Annotated in this window: 21 protein-coding genes and 1 other RNA gene; 1 reads left to right on the plus strand and 21 read right to left on the minus strand. The window is 68.7% G+C overall.

Annotated elements, in window-relative coordinates:
- Positions 1-57: 57 nt before the first annotated feature.
- The 17 genes from ftsA to mraZ all read right to left on the minus strand — a co-directional run bounded on the left by ftsA (position 58) and on the right by mraZ (position 18,133).
- Entirely contained in the window at positions 58-1,368 is a 1,311-nt protein-coding gene (ftsA, locus tag IAI54_RS09210; protein ID WP_187972058.1) for a cell division protein FtsA, read from the minus strand.
- Positions 1,365-2,300: a cell division protein FtsQ/DivIB gene (locus tag IAI54_RS09215; RefSeq protein WP_187972059.1), complete on the minus strand. Its 936-nt coding sequence runs from the start codon at positions 2,298-2,300 to the stop codon at positions 1,365-1,367. The genes ftsA and IAI54_RS09215 overlap by 4 nt, the downstream gene beginning before the upstream one ends.
- On the minus strand, positions 2,288-3,214 hold the full coding sequence (locus IAI54_RS09220) for a D-alanine--D-alanine ligase (RefSeq protein WP_187972060.1): 927 nt from the start codon (positions 3,212-3,214) through the stop codon (positions 2,288-2,290). The genes IAI54_RS09215 and IAI54_RS09220 overlap by 13 nt, the downstream gene beginning before the upstream one ends.
- A 142-nt stretch (positions 3,215-3,356) precedes the next feature.
- Positions 3,357-3,602, minus strand: a complete 246-nt coding sequence (locus IAI54_RS09225; protein WP_187972061.1) for a hypothetical protein — start codon at positions 3,600-3,602, stop codon at positions 3,357-3,359.
- A 109-nt stretch (positions 3,603-3,711) separates the two neighbouring features.
- On the minus strand, positions 3,712-3,924 hold the full coding sequence (locus IAI54_RS29125; protein ID WP_187973085.1) for an AbrB/MazE/SpoVT family DNA-binding domain-containing protein: 213 nt from the start codon (positions 3,922-3,924) through the stop codon (positions 3,712-3,714).
- Positions 3,925-4,420: 496 nt separating this feature from the next.
- Entirely contained in the window at positions 4,421-5,386 is a 966-nt protein-coding gene (gene murB / locus IAI54_RS09235; protein ID WP_187972062.1) for a UDP-N-acetylmuramate dehydrogenase, read from the minus strand.
- Positions 5,383-6,786 (minus strand): UDP-N-acetylmuramate--L-alanine ligase, encoded by a 1,404-nt coding sequence (gene murC, locus IAI54_RS09240; protein ID WP_187972063.1) that lies wholly within the window; start codon positions 6,784-6,786, stop codon positions 5,383-5,385. Before murC ends, murB begins: the two co-directional genes overlap by 4 nt.
- The gene (gene murG, locus IAI54_RS09245; protein ID WP_187972064.1) at positions 6,783-7,925 is read right to left on the minus strand and encodes an undecaprenyldiphospho-muramoylpentapeptide beta-N-acetylglucosaminyltransferase; all 1,143 of its coding nucleotides are present in this window, start codon (positions 7,923-7,925) and stop codon (positions 6,783-6,785) included. The genes murC and murG overlap by 4 nt, the downstream gene beginning before the upstream one ends.
- 15 nt (positions 7,926-7,940) lie before the next feature.
- A complete protein-coding gene (ftsW, locus tag IAI54_RS09250; protein WP_187972065.1) occupies positions 7,941-9,092 on the minus strand; it encodes a putative lipid II flippase FtsW in 1,152 nt (383 codons plus the stop codon).
- Positions 9,092-10,492 (minus strand): UDP-N-acetylmuramoyl-L-alanine--D-glutamate ligase, encoded by a 1,401-nt coding sequence (murD, locus tag IAI54_RS09255; protein ID WP_187972066.1) that lies wholly within the window; start codon positions 10,490-10,492, stop codon positions 9,092-9,094. The genes ftsW and murD overlap by 1 nt, the downstream gene beginning before the upstream one ends.
- A gap of 1 nt (position 10,493) precedes the next feature.
- The gene (gene mraY / locus IAI54_RS09260; protein ID WP_187972067.1) at positions 10,494-11,576 is read right to left on the minus strand and encodes a phospho-N-acetylmuramoyl-pentapeptide-transferase; all 1,083 of its coding nucleotides are present in this window, start codon (positions 11,574-11,576) and stop codon (positions 10,494-10,496) included.
- A 19-nt stretch (positions 11,577-11,595) separates the two neighbouring features.
- Positions 11,596-13,038: a UDP-N-acetylmuramoylalanyl-D-glutamyl-2,6-diaminopimelate--D-alanyl-D-alanine ligase gene (locus IAI54_RS09265; RefSeq protein ID WP_187972068.1), complete on the minus strand. Its 1,443-nt coding sequence runs from the start codon at positions 13,036-13,038 to the stop codon at positions 11,596-11,598.
- Complete coding sequence (locus IAI54_RS09270; RefSeq protein WP_187972069.1) at positions 13,035-14,489, minus strand: UDP-N-acetylmuramoyl-L-alanyl-D-glutamate--2,6-diaminopimelate ligase; 1,455 nt, start codon at positions 14,487-14,489, stop codon at positions 13,035-13,037. The genes IAI54_RS09265 and IAI54_RS09270 overlap by 4 nt, the downstream gene beginning before the upstream one ends.
- A gap of 57 nt (positions 14,490-14,546) precedes the next feature.
- Complete coding sequence (locus IAI54_RS09275) at positions 14,547-16,274, minus strand: peptidoglycan D,D-transpeptidase FtsI family protein (RefSeq protein ID WP_187972070.1); 1,728 nt, start codon at positions 16,272-16,274, stop codon at positions 14,547-14,549.
- Positions 16,271-16,645, minus strand: coding sequence for a cell division protein FtsL (gene ftsL / locus IAI54_RS09280; protein WP_187972071.1), 375 nt, complete (start codon positions 16,643-16,645; stop codon positions 16,271-16,273). The genes IAI54_RS09275 and ftsL overlap by 4 nt, the downstream gene beginning before the upstream one ends.
- Before the next feature lies 1 nt (position 16,646).
- Positions 16,647-17,669, minus strand: a complete 1,023-nt coding sequence (rsmH, locus tag IAI54_RS09285; RefSeq protein WP_187972072.1) for a 16S rRNA (cytosine(1402)-N(4))-methyltransferase RsmH — start codon at positions 17,667-17,669, stop codon at positions 16,647-16,649.
- Positions 17,666-18,133 carry a division/cell wall cluster transcriptional repressor MraZ gene (mraZ, locus tag IAI54_RS09290; protein ID WP_187972073.1) on the minus strand — a complete coding sequence of 156 codons (468 nt, stop codon included), beginning with the start codon at positions 18,131-18,133 and terminating at the stop codon, positions 17,666-17,668. The genes rsmH and mraZ overlap by 4 nt, the downstream gene beginning before the upstream one ends.
- Before the next feature lie 383 nt (positions 18,134-18,516).
- On the opposite strand from mraZ, the gene IAI54_RS09295 reads away from it, so the two are divergent.
- On the plus strand, positions 18,517-19,626 hold the full coding sequence (locus IAI54_RS09295; protein WP_187972074.1) for a cystathionine gamma-lyase: 1,110 nt from the start codon (positions 18,517-18,519) through the stop codon (positions 19,624-19,626).
- Between the two features lie 42 nt (positions 19,627-19,668).
- Here the strand turns inward: IAI54_RS09295 and rnpB are convergent.
- From rnpB to IAI54_RS09315, 4 genes are all read right to left on the minus strand, one after another.
- Positions 19,669-20,104: RNase P RNA component class A (gene rnpB / locus IAI54_RS09300), an RNA gene on the minus strand.
- Positions 20,105-20,194: 90 nt separating this feature from the next.
- Complete coding sequence (locus IAI54_RS09305) at positions 20,195-20,812, minus strand: lytic transglycosylase domain-containing protein (protein ID WP_187972075.1); 618 nt, start codon at positions 20,810-20,812, stop codon at positions 20,195-20,197.
- Between the two features lie 191 nt (positions 20,813-21,003).
- Positions 21,004-21,768, minus strand: coding sequence for a peptidoglycan recognition protein family protein (locus IAI54_RS09310; RefSeq protein ID WP_187972076.1), 765 nt, complete (start codon positions 21,766-21,768; stop codon positions 21,004-21,006).
- The gene (locus tag IAI54_RS09315) at positions 21,765-22,481 is read right to left on the minus strand and encodes a J domain-containing protein (protein ID WP_187972077.1); all 717 of its coding nucleotides are present in this window, start codon (positions 22,479-22,481) and stop codon (positions 21,765-21,767) included. The genes IAI54_RS09310 and IAI54_RS09315 overlap by 4 nt, the downstream gene beginning before the upstream one ends.
- Positions 22,482-22,558 lie beyond the last annotated feature (77 nt).

A 22,558-nucleotide genomic window follows, 5' to 3' on the forward strand; every position in this document is an offset into this window, starting at 1 on the left:
TTTTCGCCTTGTCTTGCCGCAACGCCGCCGCGGCCGCCCGGGGCAAGCCCCTCGATTCTAGAAACTGTCTTTCAACCACTGTCCCACGCGCCCCAGCCGTCCCCCCGTGCCGGTGGAGCGCATACGCAGGAAACCCGTCACGCGGCCGCTCTCGAAGGAAGCGACCTGCGGATAGATCATCAGACCCACCGCCGAAGAGAAGGCCGGCCCCTTGGCCGCCTCGGGCAGCCCGGCGACGCCGAGCGGACGCCCGACGCGCACGTTTCGGCCGAGGATCCGGCGCGCCGCATCCGGCAGGCCCGACAGCTGGCTGGCGCCGCCCGTCAGCACGACGCGCTTGCCCACGGTCGGCCCGAAGCCGGACTGCGCCAGCCGGTCCCGCACCAGTTCCAGCGTCTCCTCGACGCGGGCGCGGATGATGCGCGTCATGACCGCGCGCGGGACCTGCAGCGGCATGTCTCCGTCTTCGGCACCCACCGGCGGGACGTTGACGACGTCGCGGTCGTCGGCGCCCGTCGGAAGTGCCGACCCGTGCATTACCTTGAAGCGCTCGGCCGTCTCGACGCTCGACGACAACCCGCGCGCGAGATCGAGCGTGACGTGGATGCCGCCCACCGGCAGCGAATCGGCATGGACGAACTTGCCCTCGGAGAAGACGGAGATGGTCGTGGTTCCGCCGCCCAGATCGATGCAGGCGGCGCCGAGTTCGGCCTCGTCGTCGACGAGCGCGGCAAGCCCGCTCGCATAGGGCGTCGCCACCATGCGCTCCACCGACAGATGCGACCGGTTGATGCAGAGCTCCATGTTGCGGATCGGCGCGGCGTCGCCCGTCAGCACGTGCATGTCGACACCGAGCGTCTCGCCCAGCATGCCGCGCGGGTCGCGGATCCCCTTCTCGCCGTCGAGCGAGAAACCGGTCGCCAGCGAATGCACGAGCTCTCGCTCGACCTGCAGGGCCTGCTTGGCGCCCGCCGCCAGCACCTTGGTGATGTCGGAGGCGTCCACCTCATGGCCGCCGAGATTGATGGTCGCCGTCGAGATCTGGCTCTTCATCCGGCCGGCCGACAGGTTGACGATCAGCGAATCGACCGTCAGCCCGGCCATCCGCTCCGCAGCGTCGACCGCCAGCCGGATCGCCTGTTCGGCCCGGTCGAGATCGACGATCATGCCGGACTTCACGCCCTGCGACTTCTGGTGACCGATGCCGATGACGCGCACCTGGTGGGTGCGGCCGCGCAGCGATTCGCCAGCCTCGATCGGCTTCAGCTTGCCGATGATGCAGCAGATCTTGCTCGACCCGATGTCGAGGACCGTCACGATGCCGGAGCGCCGCGACGTCGTCTGACCGTTTCCGCCAAGCCAGCTCATGTGCGCCGCCCCGCTGCCTTCTCGGCCTTCTGCATCGCCTTGACGTCGGCTTCCCGCTGCTTCAGCCCTTCCGGCGTCAGCTGGACGACGAGCCGGTCCGAAAGCCTCAGGTCCACCGCCGCGATGTCGCGCGACAGCAGCGAATCGCTCTCCTCGACGGACATCAGCCAGTCGAGCGCCCGCGCCTCGCCGGTCTCCGGCAGCTTCAGCACGACGCCGTTGTCGAGACGCAGGTCCCAGCGACGGTCGGCGATGCGAACGTAGCCCCGCACACGGCTGGCGAGCGACGGATGATCGGCCACGAGCGCGACGATGGCGCCCGCCTGCCGCGCCGCGCCCTCGCCCACCACCAGCGGCAGCGACGCGAAGCGCTCGCTGGTATAGGGAACGATCGGCGCCCCGGAACGCTCGACCACCGACAACTCGCCGCCGTGCTGCCAGATCGCGAACGGCTGCTTCTCCACGAGCGCGATTTCCAGGGTGGTCGGATAGATCTTGCGGACGGTCGCGCTCTCGACCCAGGGCAGCGCCACGACGCGCTCGCGCACTTCGTCGGCACCGAGACCGATCAGCGACGTCCAGCCGTCGAGCGACAGCACCTGCAGGACGTCGATGTCGGACACCTCCCGATTCCCCGAAACACGCACGTCGTCGACGGCGAAACCGCTGTGGGCCGTGAAAGTCTGCACCACCTGCGGATAATGTCCGCCCAGCGCCATGCCGTAGAGGGCCGTCGCCGCGAAGAGGCCGCCGGAGAGGATCAGGCCGGCGAAGCGCGGCGCCTCGACCTCTCCCGAGGTCAGCCGGCCGAGCAGGCGCGCCGGCCGCCGCAGGAAGCGCGGCAGCACGCCCGCGCCGGACCGTGCGGACGCCGCACCGGACGACCGCGCGAGCGGTGCCTGCAGATCCCGTCCGGTTCTCAGCGCAAACACGAAGCGTCCTCCACCATCCAACTCAAGAGTTCACCAAATCGATGGCCGGCATGTGCGGCGATCTCGGGCACCAGCGATGTCGGCGTCATCCCGGGCTGCGTGTTGATTTCCAGCCAGATCACCTCCCCGTTTTCGGAGAAGCGGTCGTCATATCGGAAATCGGATCGACTCACGCCGCGACAGCCCATGGCTTGATGCGCCTTAAGGGACAGTGTCTGTATTTTTTGGTAAATATTCGGTGAAATTTTTGCCGGGCATTCGTGTTTTGAGCCGCCCGCCGCATACTTTGCGTCGTAGTCGTAGAAGGCGTGGCCGAGCGGCACGATCTCGGTCACGCCGAGCGCCACGTCGCCCATCACCGCGCAGGTCAGCTCGCGGCCGTGCACGAAGCGCTCGGCCATCACGACGTCGCCGTACTTCCAGTCCGCGGACCCGATGACCTGCGGCGGATGGGCCTGCCCCTCCTTCACGATCACCACGCCGAAGCTCGACCCCTCCCGCACCGGCTTGACCACGTAGGGCGGCTTCATCGGATGCTCGTGGCCGATCTCGAACCGGTTCATCACCCGCGATTCGGCGACCGGGATGCCCGCCGCGCGCGCGACCTTCTTGGCCCGCTCCTTGTCCATGGCGAGCGCGGAGGCCAGCACGCCGGAATGGGTGTAGGGAATCTCCAGATATTCCAGCACGCCCTGGATCGTGCCGTCCTCGCCGAAAGGGCCGTGCAGGGCATTGAACGCGACGTCGGGACGCAGCCGCGAGAGAACCTCCACGACGTCGCGCCCGACGTCCACGCGCGTGACGGGGTAACCTTCGGCTTCGAGCGCATCCGCGCAGGCATTCCCGGAGGAGAGCGACACGGGCCGTTCGGACGAGAATCCTCCCATCAGAACGGCGACATGCTTCTTCGACATAGCCCCGAATTCCCCTCTCTCGCGGGCCGCACAGGAGCGTATCGCGGGATGAATCGTTCCTCTCCGGGGATACGTAAGCCCCAGAGCTACGCGATCGACGCGTGCACGAATCAAACCCGGAAACGCTGTGGCACCATAGGAATCAGAGGATGGATAACGTGGCAACCCCTGAACGTGCCGTCGATGCGAGAGGTTGTCGCCCCACCCCTCCTGCAACCCGCAAAGGCCGTTGCCGCGGTGCGGTGGTCGCGGTCAGGTGCTGCTGGCGATGGCCGAGCCGGCGACCATCGACACGATCGAAGACTGCCGCCTCGAAGGCCGGTCCGAGCCCTTCCTCGATCGGCGCGTCGGGTCCGAGGTCGACCGCGTCGAACTCGAGATCAGGCACGACCTCGCCGCCGATACGATCGACGTCCGCGGCATTTTCAGAGCAAGCTCTGCGGTCAACGGCCCGTCGATGAGCCACTCGATCCAGGCCGAAGAGTCGACAACCAGCATCAATAGCGGTCCTTGCGGTCTCGGTAGTCCGAGGGGTCCGCGTCTTCTGCCTGTCCTTTCAGATCGTCAAGGCTCGGAACTGGCATCAGGAGGACGCCCTTTCCCTTGGGAATGAAGACGAATTCCTGACCAGCGCTCCATTGCTGCTCGGTGCGCAAGGCCTTTGGGATCGAGATCTGGTACTTTGCCGAGAGCGTTGCTGTATCGGACATGGGCCTGGCCATTTTCGATCGATCCAGTTCTGGTAAGAAATTAGCGTGAGACCGTCTCGGAAGGAAGGGCGACCGGCACGGCTTCGAAACGCGAGGCCATCCTCGCGGCGGTGAAGACGCTTCAAACGGCCCGATCCCGCTCGCGACGCTCGACGGCGGCGCCAACGGCCACACCTTCGTCCCTGGCCCGCAGGCCCTGCCCTCGACATCGATCGAGGTCGGCCTTCCCACGTGCCAGGCCGTCGGCGCCGCGAGACTGTCGGCGAGACGTCGCTCCGGCCGCTTCGTGGCGATGGCCGAGCCGGCGAAGGTCGCGATACCGTCAGCCACGGCGAAGGCCCGCTTCGGCCGGAGGCGGAGCCGCGACGGCATCCGGTCCGGGAGCGCCTCGTCGACGAAGGCGACGTCACGGGCCGGATGGGTCAGGCAGGTCTGGTGGCTGAAGGAAAAAAGATACGCCGTTTGCTCGGTCTTCCCGACGGTGCTCAATATGGAACTAAAGCAGCTGCCCCAGATAGGGCTGCACCTCGTGTCCCGTCCGGAACGAACCGATGCGCTTGATCTCCCATTCCAGCCGGATGCCCGAGGTTTCCAGCACCCGCGCCCGCACCGTCTCGCCGAGATATTCGAGATCGTAGCCGGTGGCATTGCCGGTGTTGATCATGAAGTTGCAGTGCATCGGCGAGATCTGCGCCCCGCCGATCATCAGGCCGCGGCAGCCGGCCTTGTCGATCTCCTTCCAGGCCGACGTGCCGGGCGGGTTCTTGAACGTCGAGCCGCCCGTCTTCTCGCGGATCGGCTGCACCGTCTCGCGGTGATGCTGCACCTCGTCCATCGCCTTGCGGATCTCGTCGCGGTCGGCCGGGAAGCCCTCGAAGACCGCCGAGGTGAAGATCAGGTCCTTCGGTGCCGCCGAATGCCGATAGGAATAGCCCATCGCCGCATTGTCGAGCACGTGCAGTTTGCCGGCACGGTCGAGCGCCCGCACCTCCACGACGCGCTCGCGCGTCTCGACTCCGTTGGCGCCGGCATTCATCCGCAGCGCGCCGCCGATCGACCCGGGAATGCCGTGATAGAAATGGAAGCCGCCGATCCCGGTGTCGAGCGCCACCTGCGCCACGCGCTTGTCGGGCGTCGATGCACCGACCCGGATCCGCGTCGGCGAGATCGCTTCCGCCTCGCCGAAGCCCCTGGCCGAGAGCCGCACCACGAAGCCGCGGATGCCGTCCTCGCGCACGAGCAGGTTCGAGCCGATGCCGACGATCGTCAGCGGCACGTCGTCCGGCACCGCCTGCAGGAAGCCGGCGAGATCCTCCTCGTCGGCGGGCTGGAACAGCACGTCCGCCGTGCCGCCGGCGCGGAACCAGGTGATCTTGTCCATCGCCGCGTCCGGTGTCAGCCGGCCGCGCAGGCCCGACAGCCGGTCGCCCAGCCGATCGAGAAGCGAAGCCCCGCCCCTCATGTCCCCGCCTCGAGGTTCCCGGGCAGCTGATAGGCCCACTGCGTGATGTTGCCGGCACCGAGGAACACGACGAAGTCGCCCGCCTTCGCCATGTCCCGAACGGCCGGCGCGATCGCCTCCGGCCCGGCGATGAAGCGCGCGTCGCGGTGGCCGCCCGCGCGGATCCGCGAGACCAGCGCTTCCGACGTGACGCCTTCGATCGGCTCCTCGCCGGCGGCATAGACCGGCGCGACCATCACCGTGTCTGCCTCGTTGAAGCACGACGAGAAGTCGTCGAACAGGTCGCGCAGCCGCGTATACCTGTGCGGCTGGGCGATCGCGATGACGCGGCCGGGCGCCGATTCGCGGGCGGCCCGCAGCACCGCCTTGATCTCCACCGGATGGTGTCCGTAGTCGTCGAAGACGCGCACGCCGTTCCATTCGCCCGTCGGCGTGAAGCGTCGCTTGACGCCGCTGAACGCGAGCAGCCCCTTGCGGATCGCCTCCGGCGAGATACCCAGCTCATGGGCGACGGCGATGGCGGCGGTGGCGTTGGAGACGTTGTGGTGCCCCGGCATCGGCAGCTTCAGGCCCTCGATCTCGGCCACTGCGCCGGTCTTGCGGTCGCGGATCGTCACGTCGAACCGGCAGCCGCTGGCATCGGTCTCGATGTTGCGGAAGCGCACCGCCGCCTGCGGATTGCCGCCATAGGTGACGACGCGGCGGTCCTCGATGCGGGAGACCAGCGCCTGCACCTCGGGATGATCGATGCACATCACGCCGAAGCCGTAGAACGGCACGTTCTCGACGAACTGGCGGAAGGCCTCGCGCACCTTGTCGAAGCTGCCGTAGTGATCGAGATGCTCCGGGTCGATGTTGGTGACGACCGCGATCTCGGCGGGAAGCTTCAGGAAGGTGCCGTCGCTCTCGTCGGCCTCCACCACCATCCAGTCGCCCGCGCCCATTCGCGCATTGGTGCCGTAGGCGTTGATGATGCCGCCGTTGATGACGGTCGGATCGAGCCCGCCCGCGTCGAGCAGCGCGGCTACCATCGAGGTGGTCGTGGTCTTGCCGTGGGTTCCGCCGATCGCCACCGCCTGGCGGAAGCGCATCAGTTCGGCCAGCATCTCCGCCCGCCGGACGACCGGCAGCAGCCGCTCGCGGGCGGCGAGCAGTTCGGGGTTGGTCTTGCGGATGGCGGTCGAGACCACGACCACCTCCGCCTCGCCGAGATTCTCGGCAGCATGGCCCACGAAGACGGCGATGCCCTTGTCGCGCAGCCGCTGCACGTTGGCGCCGTCGGACTGGTCGGAACCCTGGACACGGTATCCGAGGCTGTGCAGCGCCTCGGCGATACCGCTCATCCCGATGCCGCCGATCCCGATGAAATGGACGAGGCCGATCGTCTCCGGCATCTTCATGGCAGTCTCCTGATGTCTTCTTGTCGGCGCGACGATGCTGCCGCGGTCTTGCCCGAGGCAAGTGCTTCCACGAGATCGGCGAGCACGCGCGCGGCGTCGGGTTTTCCCGTCTTCTGCGCGGCTGCGGCCATGGCGACCAGCCGATCGGGCTCGGTCATGGCCTTCAGGATGAGCGCGGACAGCCGGTCCGTCGTGAGCGTGGACTGGGCATGGACCTCTGCTCCCCCGGCCGAGGCGAGTGCGGCGGCATTCGCCGCCTGGTCGTGGTCGAGCGCATACGGATAGGGCACCAGCAGCGACGGCCGTCCGATCACCGCGATTTCCGAAACGGTGGAGGCGCCGGCACGCGAAACGACGAGATGCGCCGCTGCCATCCGCTCGGCCATGTCGGAAAAGAACGGCGCGATCTCGGCCTGGACGCCGAGCCCGGCATAGGCGCTACGCACCGCATCCTCGTCTTCCGGCCGCGCCTGCTGCGTGATCTGCAGCCGCTTGCGGGCATTCTCGGGCAGCGCCGCGATCGCCGGCGGAACCGCCTGCGAAAAGAATTGCGCACCCTGGCTGCCGCCGAAGACGAGCAGGTTGAAGCGGGCGTCGGGGATCGACGCGAAATAGGGCGTGCGCGCCGCCTCGATCACGGCCGGGCGCACCGGATTGCCGGTCGCCACCGTCTTGCCGCCCTCCGGCAGGAAGCCGCCGGCGATCGCGGTGACCCGCCGCGCCAGCGCCTTGTTGGCGCGGCCCATCACCGCGTTCTGCTCGTGGATCAGCGTCGGCAGTCCGCGCCGCGTCGCGGCGAAGAGCGGCGGCAGCGTCGGATAGCCTCCGAAGCCCACGACCGCCTTAGGCTTCAGCCGGTTGATCAGCTTCGTCGACGCCTGCACGCCGGACCAGATCCTCAATCCCGCGCGCAGGAGCGCGACCGGGTTGCGCGAGCCGATCGTGGCCGACGGCACCGTGTGGATCGCATCGGCTGGAAACCTTCCGGCATAGCGCTCCGCCCGCCCGTCGGTGACGAGGTGGATGCTGAAGCCGCGAGCGGTCAGTTCGTGCGCCAGCGCCTCCGCCGGAAACACGTGCCCGCCCGTTCCCCCGGCCGCGAGCAGGATGATGCCCTTCGTCGTGCCGCCGCTCTCCATCGCAATGCCTTCCGATCACTCAGCCGGCAGGATGCGCGGCGGGAACATCAGGTCCGACGTCCTGCGACGTTCGGGGCGCCGCGTCGTCAGCGCCAGCACCATGCCCATCGAGATCGCCATGGCCACCAGCGACGAGCCGCCATAGGAGATGAACGGCAGCGTCATGCCCTTGGCCGGCATCAGCTGCAGGTTCACGCTCATGTTGATGACCGACTGGAAGCCCATCAGGATGACGAGGCCGGAGACGGCATAGCGCGTGAAGTCGTCCTCCTCCCGGAGCGCGAAGCGCAGGCCCTTGAGCACGATGAAGGCGAACAGCGCGACCACCACGAAGCAGAGCACGATCCCGAACTCCTCGGCCGCGACCGAGAAGATGAAGTCGGTATGGCTGTCCGGCAGGATCCGCTTGACGGTGCCCTCGCCCGGACCCTGCCCCCACCAGCCGCCGCGGATGATCGCCTCGCGGCCGGTGTCGACCTGGAACGTGTCGCCCTCGCCGGTGAGGAAGCGGTCGATGCGGCCGGCGACATGCGGGAACACCGTATAGGCGGCGAGCGCGCCTGCGATTCCGAGCGCGCCGAGCAGCAGGATCCAGAGCCACGGCATGCCGGCCATGAAGAACATCACGCACCAGGTGCCCGCCACCAGCATGGTCTGGCCGAGGTCGGGCTGGGCTACCAGAAGCGCCAGCACCAGCACCAGCAGGATCATGGCGAACAGGTTGCCCGGGATCTCGGGCTGGCGCCGGTGCTCGGCGAAGAGCCACGCGCAGATGATGACGAAGGCGGGCTTCATGAACTCCGACGGCTGCACCGACACGCCGGCCAGCGCCACCCAGCGCCGCGCACCCTTGACCTCCACGCCGATGAAAAGGGCGGCCAGCATCAGCAGCAGCGATCCGGCCAGGATCAGCAGCGCAAGCCGCCGCACGTTGCGCGCCGACAGGAACGATACGCCGATCATGGCCGCGAGGGCGGGAATCATGAACAGGATCTGTCGCTCCACGAAGTGGAAGCTGTCGAGACCGATGCGTTCGGCCACGGCGGGGCTGGCGGCGAAGGACAGCACCACGCCGAGCACCATCAGGCTCAGGAAGGCGGCCAGGTACCAGCGGTCGACCGTCCACCACCACGTCGCGACCGGTCCCCTGTCGACACGGCTTGCCATCAGATCGTCCCTCCGATCGGTCGGATTCCCTCGAGCGCGTTCACGGCGGCCCGGAAGGCCTCGCCGCGCACCTCGAAATTCTTGAACTGGTCGAAGCTCGCGCAGGCCGGCGAGAGCAGCACGACCGGCTCGGCTGCCGGATCGCGGGCGGCATCGGCCGCGGCCTGCCGCACCGCCGCCTCCAGCGTCCCCGAGATCTGGTAGGGCGCGTCCTCGCCCAGCGTCGCCGCGAAAGCGGGGGCGGCCTCGCCGATCAGGTAGGCCCGCGCGATCCGCGGGAAGAGGTTCCGGAGCGGCTCGATGCCGCCCTCCTTCGGCAGGCCGCCGGCGATCCAGTAGATGCGTTCGAAGCTCGACAGCGCCGGCGCCGCCGCCTCGGCATTGGTGGCCTTGGAATCGTTGACGAAGAGCACCTTGCCGACGCGCCCCACCTGTTCCATGCGGTGGACGAGGCCGGGAAAGCTCGACAGTCCCGCCTGGATTTCCGCCGCGCTCAGCCCCACGGTCAGGCAGGCCGCCACCGCCGCCAGCGCGTTCTGGGCATTGTGCTGGCCGCGCAGCGAGCCGATGCCGTCGAGCGAGGCGAGCGTCTTCGTCCGGCCGGCCCTGGCGAGCTTCAGCGTGCCGCCCTCCGCGAACAGGCCGTCCGTCAGCGCCAGCCGCTTGGAGATGCGCAGCACCGGCTTGCCGGTCCGCTCCAGCCGGTCGGCGATCTGCGCGCACCAGCTGTCGTCGATGCCGACGATCGCCGTGCCGCTGCCGGCCACAAGCCGTTCCTTGATCTCGGCATAGTGCTGCATGGTGCCGTGCCGGTCGAGATGGTCCGGCGTCAGGTTGAGCAGCACCCCTGCGGTCGGATCGATCGAGGGCGCGAGGTCGATCTGGTAGGAGGAGCATTCGACGACGTAGACCCGCCGCGGCGCCGGCGGTTCGAGCGTCATGACCGCGCGGCCGATGTTGCCGCCCATCTGCGCGTCGCGGCCGGCCGAAGCGAGGATGTGCGCCGTCAGCGCCGTCGTCGTCGACTTGCCGTTGGTGCCGGTGATGGCGACCAGCGGCGCCTCCGGAGCCGTGGCGGCACGCTCGCGCACGAAGAGCTCGATGTCGCCGATCACCTCGACGCCGGCCGCCCGCGCCAGCTCCACCGTCCAGTGCGGCTTGGGATGGGTCAGCGGCACCCCGGGCGACAGCACGAAGGAGGCGAGCGAGGCCCAGTCCGCGCTGCGCAGGTTTCCCGTCGGCACGCCCTGCGCGGCGGCACGCGCCACGCTCTCGGGATTGTCGTCGAAGGCGATCACGTCGGCGCCGCCGGCGATCAGCGCATGCGCCGTGGCGATGCCCGACCCGCCGAGACCGAACAGGGCGACGCGCTTGCCGGAGAAGGTGCTGGCGGGGATCATGTCAGCGGAGTTTCAGCGTGGAGAGGCCGATGAGGGCGAGGATGACGGCGATGATCCAGAAGCGGATGACGATCTGGCTCTCGGTCCAGCCCATCTTCTCGAAATGATGGTGGATCGGCGCCATCAGGAACACCCGCTTGCCCGTCATCTTGAACACCGCCACCTGGATGATCACCGACAGCGCCTCCATCACGAACAGTCCGCCGATGATGGCGAGCACGATCTCGTGCTTGGTGGCGACGGCGACCGCGCCGATCAGCCCGCCGAGTGCGAGCGAGCCGGTGTCGCCCATGAAGATCGCCGCCGGCGGCGCGTTGAACCAGAGGAAGCCGAGCCCCGCCCCGATCACCGCGCCGAGCACGACGGCGAGTTCGCCCGTGCCTGGGGTGAAGTGGATCTGCAGGTAGTCGGCGAACACCGCATTGCCCGACAGGTAGGCGATCACGCCGAAGGAGGAGGCGGCGATCATGACCGGCACGATCGCCAGCCCGTCGAGCCCGTCCGTCAGGTTGACGGCATTGCCCGCGCCGACGATCACGAAGGCGGCGAAGGGCACGAAGAAGATCGACAGGTTGATGAGCAGGTCCTTGACGAAGGGGAACGTCAGCGACGACGAGAACGGCGCCTGGCCGTTCTGCATGATGATGTAGGAGGCCAGCCCCGCGATCAGGAATTCGAGCCCCAGCCGCGTCCTGCCCGAAATGCCGAGATGGCTCTGCTTGGTCACCTTCTTGTAGTCGTCGTAGAAGCCGATCGCGCCGAAGCCGAGCGTCACCATCAGCACCACCCAGACGTAGACGCTGGACAGGTTCGCCCAGAGCAGCGTCGAACCGACGATGCCGGTCATGATCATCAGGCCGCCCATCGTCGGCGTGCCGGCCTTCTTGAAGTGCGTCTGCGGGCCGTCGGCCCGGATCGGCTGGCCCTTGCCCTGCCGGATGCGCAGCGAATTGATGATCGCCGGCCCGAACATGAAGACGATGAGCGCCGACGTGATCAGCGCACCGCCGGTGCGGAAGGTGATGTAGCGGAAGACGTTGAAGACCGAGATGTCGTCGGCCGCGCCCGCAAGCCAGGTCAGCATGAAATGGGATTCCCCTGGTTCATTGGTCGGTCCCCGCCGGACCCGTTGCACCCGCCGCCGGAAAGCGTGCGGTCAGAGCGTCGACGATCTTCGAGAAGCCGGTTCCGTTCGACGACTTGATCATGACGACGTCCCCGGCCCTCAGCGTGGCGGCGAGGAGCGGAATGAGGTCTGCGCCCGTCTCGCGATACTCCACCGGCAGGCCGTCGCCGAGGGCCGCCTCGAGCGCGGCCATCTCGGCGCCTCCGAGGAAGACCAGGTCGGGCGCGGCTTCGCGCAGCGGTTCGGCCAGCGCCGCATGCAGCTTGTTGGAATGGGCGCCGAGTTCGCGCATGTCGCCGAGGACGGCGATGCGCCGGCCGCCGCCGGTCGTCTGCGACCGCGCCAGCAGGTCGAGCGCTGCCTTCATCGAGGCCGGATTGGCGTTGTAGCTCTCGTCGATCAGGGTGAAGGGTCCGTCGGGATGCATCAGCACGGCCCGCGCGCCCCGCCCGCGCTCGGCCTGCAGCGAGCCGAGCGCCTCGGCGCCCATCCCGACGTCGGCGCCGACCAGATGCACGGCCCCCAGCACCGCCAGCACGTTCTGGACCATGTGCCGCCCCGGCGCCCCGATGCGGACCTCGAAGGGCTCGCCGGCGACCTTGATGGAAACGGTCGAATGATCGGCCGCCAGCGTGCAGGCGAGCAGCTTGACCTGCGACCGCGAATGCTCGCCGAAACCGACGATGTGCTCGACGCCCGCCTCGCGCGCACGCTTGTCGAGGATGCGCCAGCGGTGGTCGTCGCGGTTGATCAGCGCGTGGCCGCCGGGCACGATGCCCTCGAATATCTCCGCCTTGGCGCGGGCGATGTCGTCGAGCGAATGGAAGTTGCCGAGATGGGCGGCCGCGATGAGCGTCACGATGGCGACGTGCGGCCGCACGAGTTTCACCAGCGGCCGGATCTCGTTGGCGTGATTCATGCCGATCTCGAAGACCGCGTAATCGACGTCCGACGGCAGGCGGGCGAGCGTCAGCGGCACGCCCCAGTGGTTGTTGAAGGATTTCTCCGCCGCATGCACGGTGCCGGAAGCCGACAGCGCCAGCCGCAGCGCCTCCTTGGTGGAGGTCTTGCCGGCCGAGCCCGTCACGGCGATGACCTTCGCCTTCGAACGCGCCCGGGCGGCCGCGCCGAGCATGCCCAGCGCCGCCAGCACGTCCTCCACCACGATCATCGGCATCGTCAGGCGGCCGAGCGCAGCCAGCTTGCTGTCGGCCACCACCATCAGGCTCGCACCCGCAGCCATCGCGGCGGTGGCGAAGTCGTGCCCATCGAAATTCTCGCCCTTGATCGCGAAGAAGGCGTCGCCCGGCTTCAGCGTGCGGGTGTCGATCGAGATGCCGGTCACGCCCTGCGGCATGGTGCCGAACGGCCGCCCGCCCATCGCGGCGATCATCGCCTCGCTGGTCCACAAAGCGTTCATCGTCCGACCTCCGCCAGTGCCGCCAGCGCTTCCTCGTGGTCGGAAAAATGATGCGTCCGGCCGGCGACCGTCTGGCCCACTTCGTGTCCCTTGCCCGCGATCACCAGCGTATCCCCGGCGGCCAGCATGCCGACGGCCGCGCGGATCGCCTGGCGGCGATCGCCGATCTCGATCGCGCCGGGTGCGGCTGCCAGAATCTGGGCTCGAATCTCGGCCGGAACCTCCGAGCGGGGATTGTCGTCGGTGACGATGGCGACGTCGGCGAGGCGCGTGGCGATCTCGCCCATGATCGGCCTCTTGCCCGTGTCGCGGTCGCCGCCGCAGCCGAACACCACCACGACGCGGCCGGTCGTGAAGGGCCGCACCGCGGCGAGCACGTTCTCCAGCGCCTCCGGCTTGTGCGCATAGTCGACATAGACCGGCGCGCCGGCGGCGGTGGAGCCGACCAGATCGAGTCTGCCCGGAGCGCCTTCGAGGTGCTCCAGCGCCTTCAGCGCCGTCGCCGCGTCGATCCCCGTCGCGATCGCGAGGCCGGCGGCCACGAGCGCATTGGCGATCTGGAAGTCGCCCGCCAGCGGCAGCACGATCTCGTGGATGGCCCCGCCCGCCTCGATCTCCGCCCGCTGCCGCCGCCGCTCGTGCTCGACCCGCTTGAGCGACAGGAAGGTCCCCTTGCGGCCGACGGTGCGCACGTCGAGGCCGGCGCCTGAGGCCGCTGCGATCGTCGCGTCCGACCAGGCATCGTCGGCGAAGATGACCGCCGGCGCTCCTTTCGGCAGCAGTTCGGTGAACAGCCGCATCTTGGCGGCGTGGTAGTCCTCGACCGTCGGGTGGTAGTCCATGTGGTCGCGGCCGAGATTGGTGAAGCCGGCGGCGGCGAGCCGCACGCCATCGAGCCGGCGCTGGTCGAGCCCGTGGCTCGACGCCTCCATGGAGGCATGGGTCACGCCGGCGGCGGCGAGTTCGGCCAGAAGCCGGTGCAGTTCCACGGGATCCGGCGTCGTCAGCGACCCGTATTCGCTGCGGCCCGGCGCAACGACGCCCGTCGTTCCGATGCTCGCGGCCGCCTTGCCGGCATGCGCCCAGATCTGGCGCACGAAGGCGGCGACCGAGGTCTTGCCGCTGGTCCCCGTCACCGCCACCATGGTCTCGGGCTGGCGGCCGTGGAACCGCGCGGCCGCCAGCGCCAGCGCCCGCCGAGGGTCTCCGGAGCGCAGGACTGGAACGGAGAGCCCCGAGGTGTCCGCGTCTTCGGCGGCGATCACCGCGACCGCACCGCGCGCGACGGCATCGGCCGCAAAGGCCATCCCGTCGCTCCTGGTGCCCTTCAGCGCCGCGAAGACGTAACCCGGCCGGACGGCGCGGGAATCCGACGTGATACCCTCGACGGAGATTTCGCCTGAAGCGGCGGGACCGTTGGGGACGATATCTGCGAAATCGCGGAGCTTCATACGTTCACTGTTTCGGGGTTTTGGCGCGCCATCCCCACGGCGCGTCGATCAGAATCATCAGTTCGAGACCAGGAGGGCCCCGCTTTCATGGCCGAATTCCGGCTTGACGCCAAGCAGCGGCGCGGCGCGGCGGATGATGTTGGCCACGATCGGCGCCGCGTTGGAGCCGGCCGTCGCTCCCATGCCCGGTTTTTCCGGCTTGGGCTCGTCGATCACCGACAGGACCACGTATTGCGGGTTCTCGATCGGGAAGGCGGCCAGGAATGCGTTGAAGCGCTTGTCCTTGGCGTAGCGCCCGTTCACAACCTTCTCGGCGGTGCCGGTCTTGCCGCCGACCCGGTAGCCCGGCACCTCGGCGCGCTTGCCCGATCCCTTTTCGGCATTGAGCCGGTAGAGATAGCGCATGTCCATGGTCGTGCGCGGGTTCAGCACCTGCACCGCGACCTGGTCGGCTTCCTCCTGCGTCCGCGGCAGGAAGGTCGGGGGAATCAGCTTGCCGCCGTTCATCAGCGCCGCCGCCGCGACCGCTGTCTGCAGCGGCGTCGTGGCGAAGCCATGGCCGAAGGAGATCGTGATCGAGTTCAGCTGCTTCCATTCCTTCGGCTCGGTCGGCGACGCCACCTCGGGCAGTTCCGTCTGCATGCGGTCGAGCAGACCGAGCCGCTTCAGGAAGTCGCGGTGACCGGCGATGCCGACGTCCATGGCCATGCGCGCCGACGCGATGTTCGACGAATAGATGAAGACTTCCGGCACGGTCAGCACGCGGCCCTTGCCGTGGAAGTCGCGGATCGTGAAGCGGCCCATCGAGAGCGGCCGCGACGCGTCGTAGGAACTGTTGAGCGTCGCCTTTCCGGCATCGAGAACCATGGCCGTGGTGAAGCTCTTGACCGTCGAGCCCATCTCGTAGACGCCGGCCGACATGCGGTTCAGCCGATCCTTCTCGTGCGCATTGAACGGGTTGTTCGGGTCGAAGTCCGGCACCGAGGCCATCGCCATGATCTCGCCGGTGTTGACGTCCAGCACCACCGCGCCGGCCGCGATCGCGTGGTAGCGCTCCATCGCGGACGCGATCTCGTCGCGCACGATGTGCTGGACGCGCAGGTCGATCGACAGCTTCACGGGCGCCAGCGAGGACGCGGAGACGAGCCCGGTCGCGCGCAGGTCGGCGAGCCCCTGCCCGTCGACGTACTTCTCCATCCCCGCGATGCCCTCGTTGTCGATGTTGACGAGGCCGAGGATGTGCGAAGCGGTCGGCCCGCCCGGGTAGAAGCGCCGCTTCTCCGGTCGGAAGCCGATCCCGGGAATGCCGAGCTGCATGATCTCGTTCTGCTGCCGCGGCGTGATCTCGCGCTTGAGCCAGGCGAAGCCGGAGCCGCTGGTCAGCTTGCGATAGGTCTGCTCGTAGTCGAGCGATGGCAGCACGGTGGACAGCAGTTCCACCGCCTCGTCGGGGTCGACGATGCGGCGTGGTTCCGCAAACAGCGAAGCCGACTTGATGTCGGTCGCCAGCACCTGGCCGTTGCGGTCGAGGATGTCGGGCCGCGACGCGGCCATCCGGCCGCCGCCGAAGAACTGCCCGGTCTCCGGCTCCTGCATGCCCAGATAGACCAGCCGCCCGGTGATCGTGGCGTAGATCCCGAAGAACACCGCCATGGTGATGAACACGCGCGAGCGCCCGCCATTCGCCTTGCGCCGGCCCTCGACCACGATCTGCTGCGCGTCGTCCTGCGATTTGGTTCGCCGAAGACGGCCGAGCGCCGTCCCTGCCTTCAGCCAGCCTTTCATCGCGGTGTACTCCCGGTGATGGTTGCGTCGGTGCCGCTGGCGGCGAGCCCGTCGGGCGGTGCCTGCGCCGGGTCGTCGAGATCGACCGCCGGCATCGGGATGGCGGACGGATCGGCGATCTGGCGCGCGTCGATGGGCTGGAGGTTGAGTTCCGCCTGGTAGGTCGTCACCAGCGCCTGCAGGCGCGCCGGCTGGGTGAGCAGGCTCCAGTCGGCGCGCAGCAGGTCGGCCGTCTCCTCCTCGAACCGGATCTGGCTCTCCAGACGGCGCAGCGCACGCAGCTCGTCCTCCGCGGCATGCTTGGTCTGGTAGGTGAAGGCGGCGGCCGAGACCATGACCGCGATCAGCACGATGTCGGTGGTACGGAACACGTCAGCGCTCCTCGCCTGTTGAACGGATGTCCGGCAGCCGCGGAAATCCGAAGATCGAATGGTCCTCGCGCCGGGCCGGCGCACCGGTGCGGATGGCGGCGCGCAGCTTGGCCGAGCGCGCGCGCGGATTGCGCTCCGCCTCCGCCTCCGACGCGGCGACCGCCTTGCCTGCCTGCTCGAAGGTCGGCGCCTGCACGACGACCTCCGGCAGGTGGCGCGAGCCGCCGCTCGTGCCCGACCGATCGGCGATGAAGCGCTTGACGATGCGGTCCTCGAGCGAATGGAAGGTGACGACCACCAGCCGCCCGCCGGGCTTCAGCGCCCGCTCGGCCGACGACAGCGCCCGCGCCAGTTCGCCGAGCTCGTCGTTGACGAAGATGCGCAGCGCCTGGAAGACGCGGGTCGCCGGATGGATGCGGTCCTTGGGATGGCGCCCCACCAGCGCCTCGATGGCGTTGGCGAGGTCGAGCGTGCGCTCGAACGGCCGCGCGGTGCGCCGCTTTTCGATCATGCGGGCGATGCGGCCGGCATGCCGCTCTTCGCCGAGGATGCCAAAGATGCGGGTGAGGTCCCCCGCCTTCACCGTGTTGACCACGTCGGCCGCCGTCGGCCCGGCCTGCGCCATGCGCATGTCGAGCGGTCCGTCGAAGCGGAAGGAGAACCCGCGCGCCGCCTGGTCGAGCTGCATCGACGAGACGCCGATGTCGAGCACGACGCCGTCGACGCCCCCGCCGGCATGGATGTCGAGCTGCGAGAAGGCGCCCTGCACGAGCCGCAGCCGACCGCCGGACGCGGTTTCCAGCGCGCGGCCGTCGCGGATCGCGTCCGGATCGCGGTCGACGGCGACGACGCTTGCCCCGGCATCCAGGATGGCACGGGTATAGCCGCCCGCGCCGAAGGTGCCGTCGACGACGACGTCGCCCGGCACCGGCGCGAGCGCCGTCATCACCTCGTCGAGAAGGACCGGAATGTGGCGGGCCGGTCCGCCACCGGCGTCCTCGCGGCCGCCGTTGCCCGCCATCATTCCGTGGCTCCCAATGCCCGGGCGCCGGATTGGTTCCCGCGCAGCCGCGAGAGCCGTGCCCGCGCCTCGTCCCGGTAAGCCTGGAAACGCTGCGGCTCCCACATCTGGAAGAAGGGTCCGCGGCCGACGAAGGCCACCTCGCCCTCGATCCCCGTATGCTCGCGCATGAAGTCCGTCATGGTGATGCGCCCGTCTCCGTCCAGCTTCAGAAAGGCCCCGTCCCCGTGGCAGAAGAACGACATGTCGTCGGCAGCCTGCGTGAAGGGATCCTCCTGCGCGATCCGCTGCTCGTACCGGTCGAGCAGGTCGAGCCCGCCCACGTCGAGCGCCGGCATGTCCAGCGCCCGCAGCGCGTAGAGATCCCCCTCGCCGCGTTTGGCCAGGACCGCCCTGAAATGCGCGGGAACGGAAACACGACCCTTCTGGTCGATCCGGTTCACCGCGCTGGAAAGGAAGCGATCCATCACCCGCCAATGCCGCCCGCGCCGCAGCGCAATCGTTCATTCTCCGGATCGCGACGTGTCGCGGCGCCGGCACCCATCCGCTCCCCGCGAGGCCGAACGGCGATCGCTCCGCGACCCCCGGGGCCGCGGCCAAATCGGACGCATGACGCGCCCGTCTGACGGAGACGTGATTACGTTTGAGGGATAACATGGGCACTCATGGGCGTCAACGGGACGAAGCTCCACCGGGCGGGATTGCCGGGTGAGTCCCGCAAGCCGACCGATTCCTCCTTTATCGTTCATTAGGCCTAACGAAGAGTTGAGATCGCCCCCGCCGGAGGGCACCCTCTGGCGTTCTTTCGGCATGTCGAATAGACGGGCCGCAACCGAGAAGGACCCTCGCCATGACCGATCTTGCAGCCCGCGCCGCCGACCTCCTGCACCTGCGCCGCCGCCATCTGGCCAAGGGCGATCCGGTGGCTCTGCCGCTGACCATGACGTCGATGTTCCACCTGCCGGGCGATCCCGCCGGCTTCGCCCAGTACGGCCGCTTCGACAACGCCACCTGGGACGCGGTCGAAGAGGCGCTCGGCCATCTCGACGGCGGCCGCGCGCTCGCCTTTCCGTCCGGCATGGGCGCGATCTCGGCCGTGCTCACCGCGCTGTCGAAGGCGGGTGACCGCATCCTCCTGCCCTCGGACGGCTACTACACGGTGCGCGTCTTCGCCGACCGCTTCCTGTCGCGCCTCGGCATCGCCGCCGACCGGCGCCCGACCGCCTCCTTCATGGAAGGCGGCTTCGAGGGCTATTCCATCGTCTATGTCGAGACGCCGTCGAACCCCGGCCTCGACGTCTGCGACATCGCCGCGATCGCGAGCGCTGCGCATGCGGCGGGCGCGCTCGTCGTCGTCGACAACACCACCATGACCGCCTTCGGCCAGCGCCCGCTCGATCTCGGCGCCGACATCCTCGTCTCGGCCGACACCAAGGCCGCCAACGGCCATTCCGACGCCCTGTTCGGCCACGTGTCGAGCCGCGACGAGACGCTGATGAAGACCATCGCCGAATGGCGCAAGCTGTCGGGCGCCATCCCCGGCCCCTTCGAGGCCTGGCAGGTGCATCGCGGCCTCGAGACGCTGGAACTGCGCTTCGACCGCATGTGCTCCACCGCCGCGCTGCTGGCGCCGCGCCTGCGCGCCCACAAGGCCGTCCAGACCGTCCGCTTCCCCGGTCTCCCCGACGATCCCGCGCACGACCTCGCCCGCGTGCAGATGGACCGCTTCGGCTTCCTGATCGGCCTGACGCTCGAGAGCGCCGAGAAGGCCGAGGCCTTCATCGACGCCTGCCGCCTCATCCAGCCCGCCACCTCCTTCGGCGGCACCCACTCCTCCGCCGAACGCCGCGCCCGCTGGGGCGACGCCGTCGCGCCTGGCTTCGTGCGCCTCTCGGTCGGCTGCGAGCCGGCGGAAGAGCTGTGGTCGGCACTGGAGGAAGCGCTGGAGAAGGTTGGGTGACACATACTCCGGGGTCGCAGGTTTGCGGCCTCGGAAGCAAAAACTGCCAGCCGGCCTGTAAGCCGGGTTCTGTATGGCCCCGGCGCATCGCTGCTCCGGAACGTGGCGGCCATTCATCTGCGGCGGACATTGCTGTCCGCCTGGTGCAACCTACCCGGATGGCTGGGCCGGAAACTGCCCGGGAGCGAACTCCCGCGCCATCCCTATTCGGTCTTGCTCCCGGTGGGGCTTGCCGTGCCGCTTCCGTTGCCGGTCGCGCGGTGGGCTCTTACCCCACCCTTTCACCCTTACCCCGCCGGTGCTCCGGTCCGCCGAAGGCTCGGCGGGCCGGAAGACAGGCGGGGCGGTCTGCTCTCTGTGGCGCTGTCCCTGGGGTCGCCCCCGCCGGCCATTAACCGGCACCGTGTTTCCATGGAGCCCGGACTTTCCTCGGACGCGGTCTTTCGACGCTTGCGCCCGCGGCCGCCCGGCCAGCTGGCAGGACGCATAAAGGCCTTCGCGCGACAAAACGCAAGCCTCGGCGGCGGCCTTCGGGCGACGGATCCGCCGCCCGCCCGAAGTTGATGCGTCAGCTGCCGATGACGCGCTTCACCTTGGTGCAGTAGGCCGACGAAATCCGGTTCATGCGCTTGGCCGCGTGGCCGGCATTGTACCTGAGGATCGTGCCGCAGGTGTCGCCGCCGCCGAGCTCGTGCGCCTTGGCGAGATACTTCATGCCGTACTTGACGTTGGTCTCGGGGTCGTAGAGCCCTTTCGCCGAGCCCGAATAGCCCATCATCCGTGCGGTCGCGGGCTTGATCTGCATCAGCCCGATCTCGCCGGCGCTGCCCGTCACGTGCGGCCGGAAATTGCTCTCCACGGTCACGACGGCATGGGCCAGCGCCACCGGCACCCCGTAGGCCTTGGCATAGCGCGTCACGATGGCCGGCAGCCCGCCCTTCACCGCCTTCAGGTCGACCTCCCCGGCCGGCTTGCCGCCACCGAGCCTTGCCATCAGCGCCTTGCCGCTTCCGCCGGCGATCGACCCGGTCCGGGTCATGTCGACGCCGGGAAGCGCTTCGGCTTCGGTTCGAGCCGCGGTCGCGGCGGCCTTGCCGGCGTCCTGCCTCCGGTCGCTCTCGGCGTGGGCAACGGAATTCACTGCGACGGCGGCAAGCGCCGCCGCGACGAGGAGAGTTCTCTTCATTCGATCCTGGTTCTTCTACTGGGCGCCCGGTCGTCCCGGACAGCGGTTTCCCGATAAGTCCGGCGACCGTCCTGGGTCGGCGCGCCGGTGGTGGAACGGGGCCGCATGTGACGTCGGAATGGGAGGCCAAAATGGCCGACCGCCTCAACTTTGGTGACAGGCCGTTACATCAACCGCTTGATCCGATTGAGTTACGCTGCGTCACTCCGGGCGTTCGACACCAGCTGTCGCAGGATCGAGCGGGTTGCCGCATCGGCGATGCCGTCGATCCGCCGCGGCCGAAAACGGCGCTGGAAAGCCTCCACCACCACCCGCGTGAGAGGGTCGAAACGGCCCGTGATATCAACGCCGTAGCCGTGCAGCGCGAGCATCGCCTGCAGGTCCTCGACGGTTTGGCCGGCAGCGCCGGGACCGATCCACGGCCCGCCTTCGGACCCCGGTTCCGGTCGACGCGCGGCGAGGCCCGCCGCCGCGAGCCGGTCCCACGGAAATTTTTCACCCGGATCGATCTTGCGACCGGGTGCCACATCCGAATGTCCGAGGATTCGGTCCGCGGGGATGCCGTGCCGGCCCCGGATTCCGGCACAGAGCGCGATCACCGCCTCGATCTGCGCATCGGGAAAGGCCGGATAGCCGAGAAAATGGCCGGGGTTGACGATCTCGATGCCGACGGACCGCGAGTTGACGTCGGTCACGCCCTTCCACGAACTGCGTCCGGCGTGCCAGGCCCGGTCGGCCTCGCGCACCATCTGCACGATGCGGCCGTCCTCGTGCACGAGGTAATGGGAGGAGACTTCGCTGCGCGGATCGCAGAGCCAGTTCTCGGCGCCCGCGCCGCTGTCCATGCCGGTGTAGTGCAGGATGATCATGTCGGGTGCGGCCACACCGACACGGGGGCCGAAATTCGGCGAGACCCTGATCGCCGCGCCGGTCTGGTCGGCGGGAAAACCGCTCATGCGGCGACGCGTCCCCGCTCGATGGTCTCGTAGGCGGCGTTCAACGCCGCCATGCGGTCGTTGGCGAGCGCCAGGAACTCCTCCGGCACGCCCCGCGCCATCATCCGGTCGGGATGGTTGTCGGAGACCAGCCGCAGATAGTGGCGCCGCACCTCGTCGAAGGCCGTGCCGCGGTCGATCCCGAGCACCGCCCAGGGATCTTTCTCGCCGATGGCATGGCGTGCCAGTATCGCCTCGAAGCGCCGCTCGCCGATGGCGAAGATCTCGGCGATCCGGCGCAGGAAACGCAGTTCCTTCTCGTGGATCAGCCCGTCGGCCTTGGCGATGTGGAACAGTCCGTCGAGAATGTCCTCCAGCATGCGGCAGTCGGGCTGACCCGAACCGCACAGGCCGGCGAGCCGGGCCGCATAGACCTCGTAGCCGGCGGTGTCGGCCATGGCGATGCGGTAGAGCCGCTCGACGTTGCGCCGTTCCTCCTGCGGCATCGCGAAGATGTCGTGGAAGGCACGGATCTCGTTCTGGGTGACGATGCCGTCTGCCTTGGCCATCTTCGCCGACAGGGCGATCATCGCGACCGAGAAGGCCACGCGTCGGCGCAGGTCCGGGTCGCCCTCGAACACCGTGCGCACGGCTTCTACGAGATCGGCGACCCCACTGGCCGCGCTTGCGGAGATGCGGGCGACGAATTCGCCAATGCGGGCCCAGATCGACATGTTGCCTGTCTAAAGCGCTTCGCGCGAAAAGGCGAGCACGGCCGTGTCAAATGATGGTCACGGCCGAACCCCGGTTT

It is taken from the genome of Aquibium microcysteis, from assembly GCF_014495845.1.
GTDB lineage: Bacteria > Pseudomonadota > Alphaproteobacteria > Rhizobiales > Rhizobiaceae > Aquibium > Aquibium microcysteis.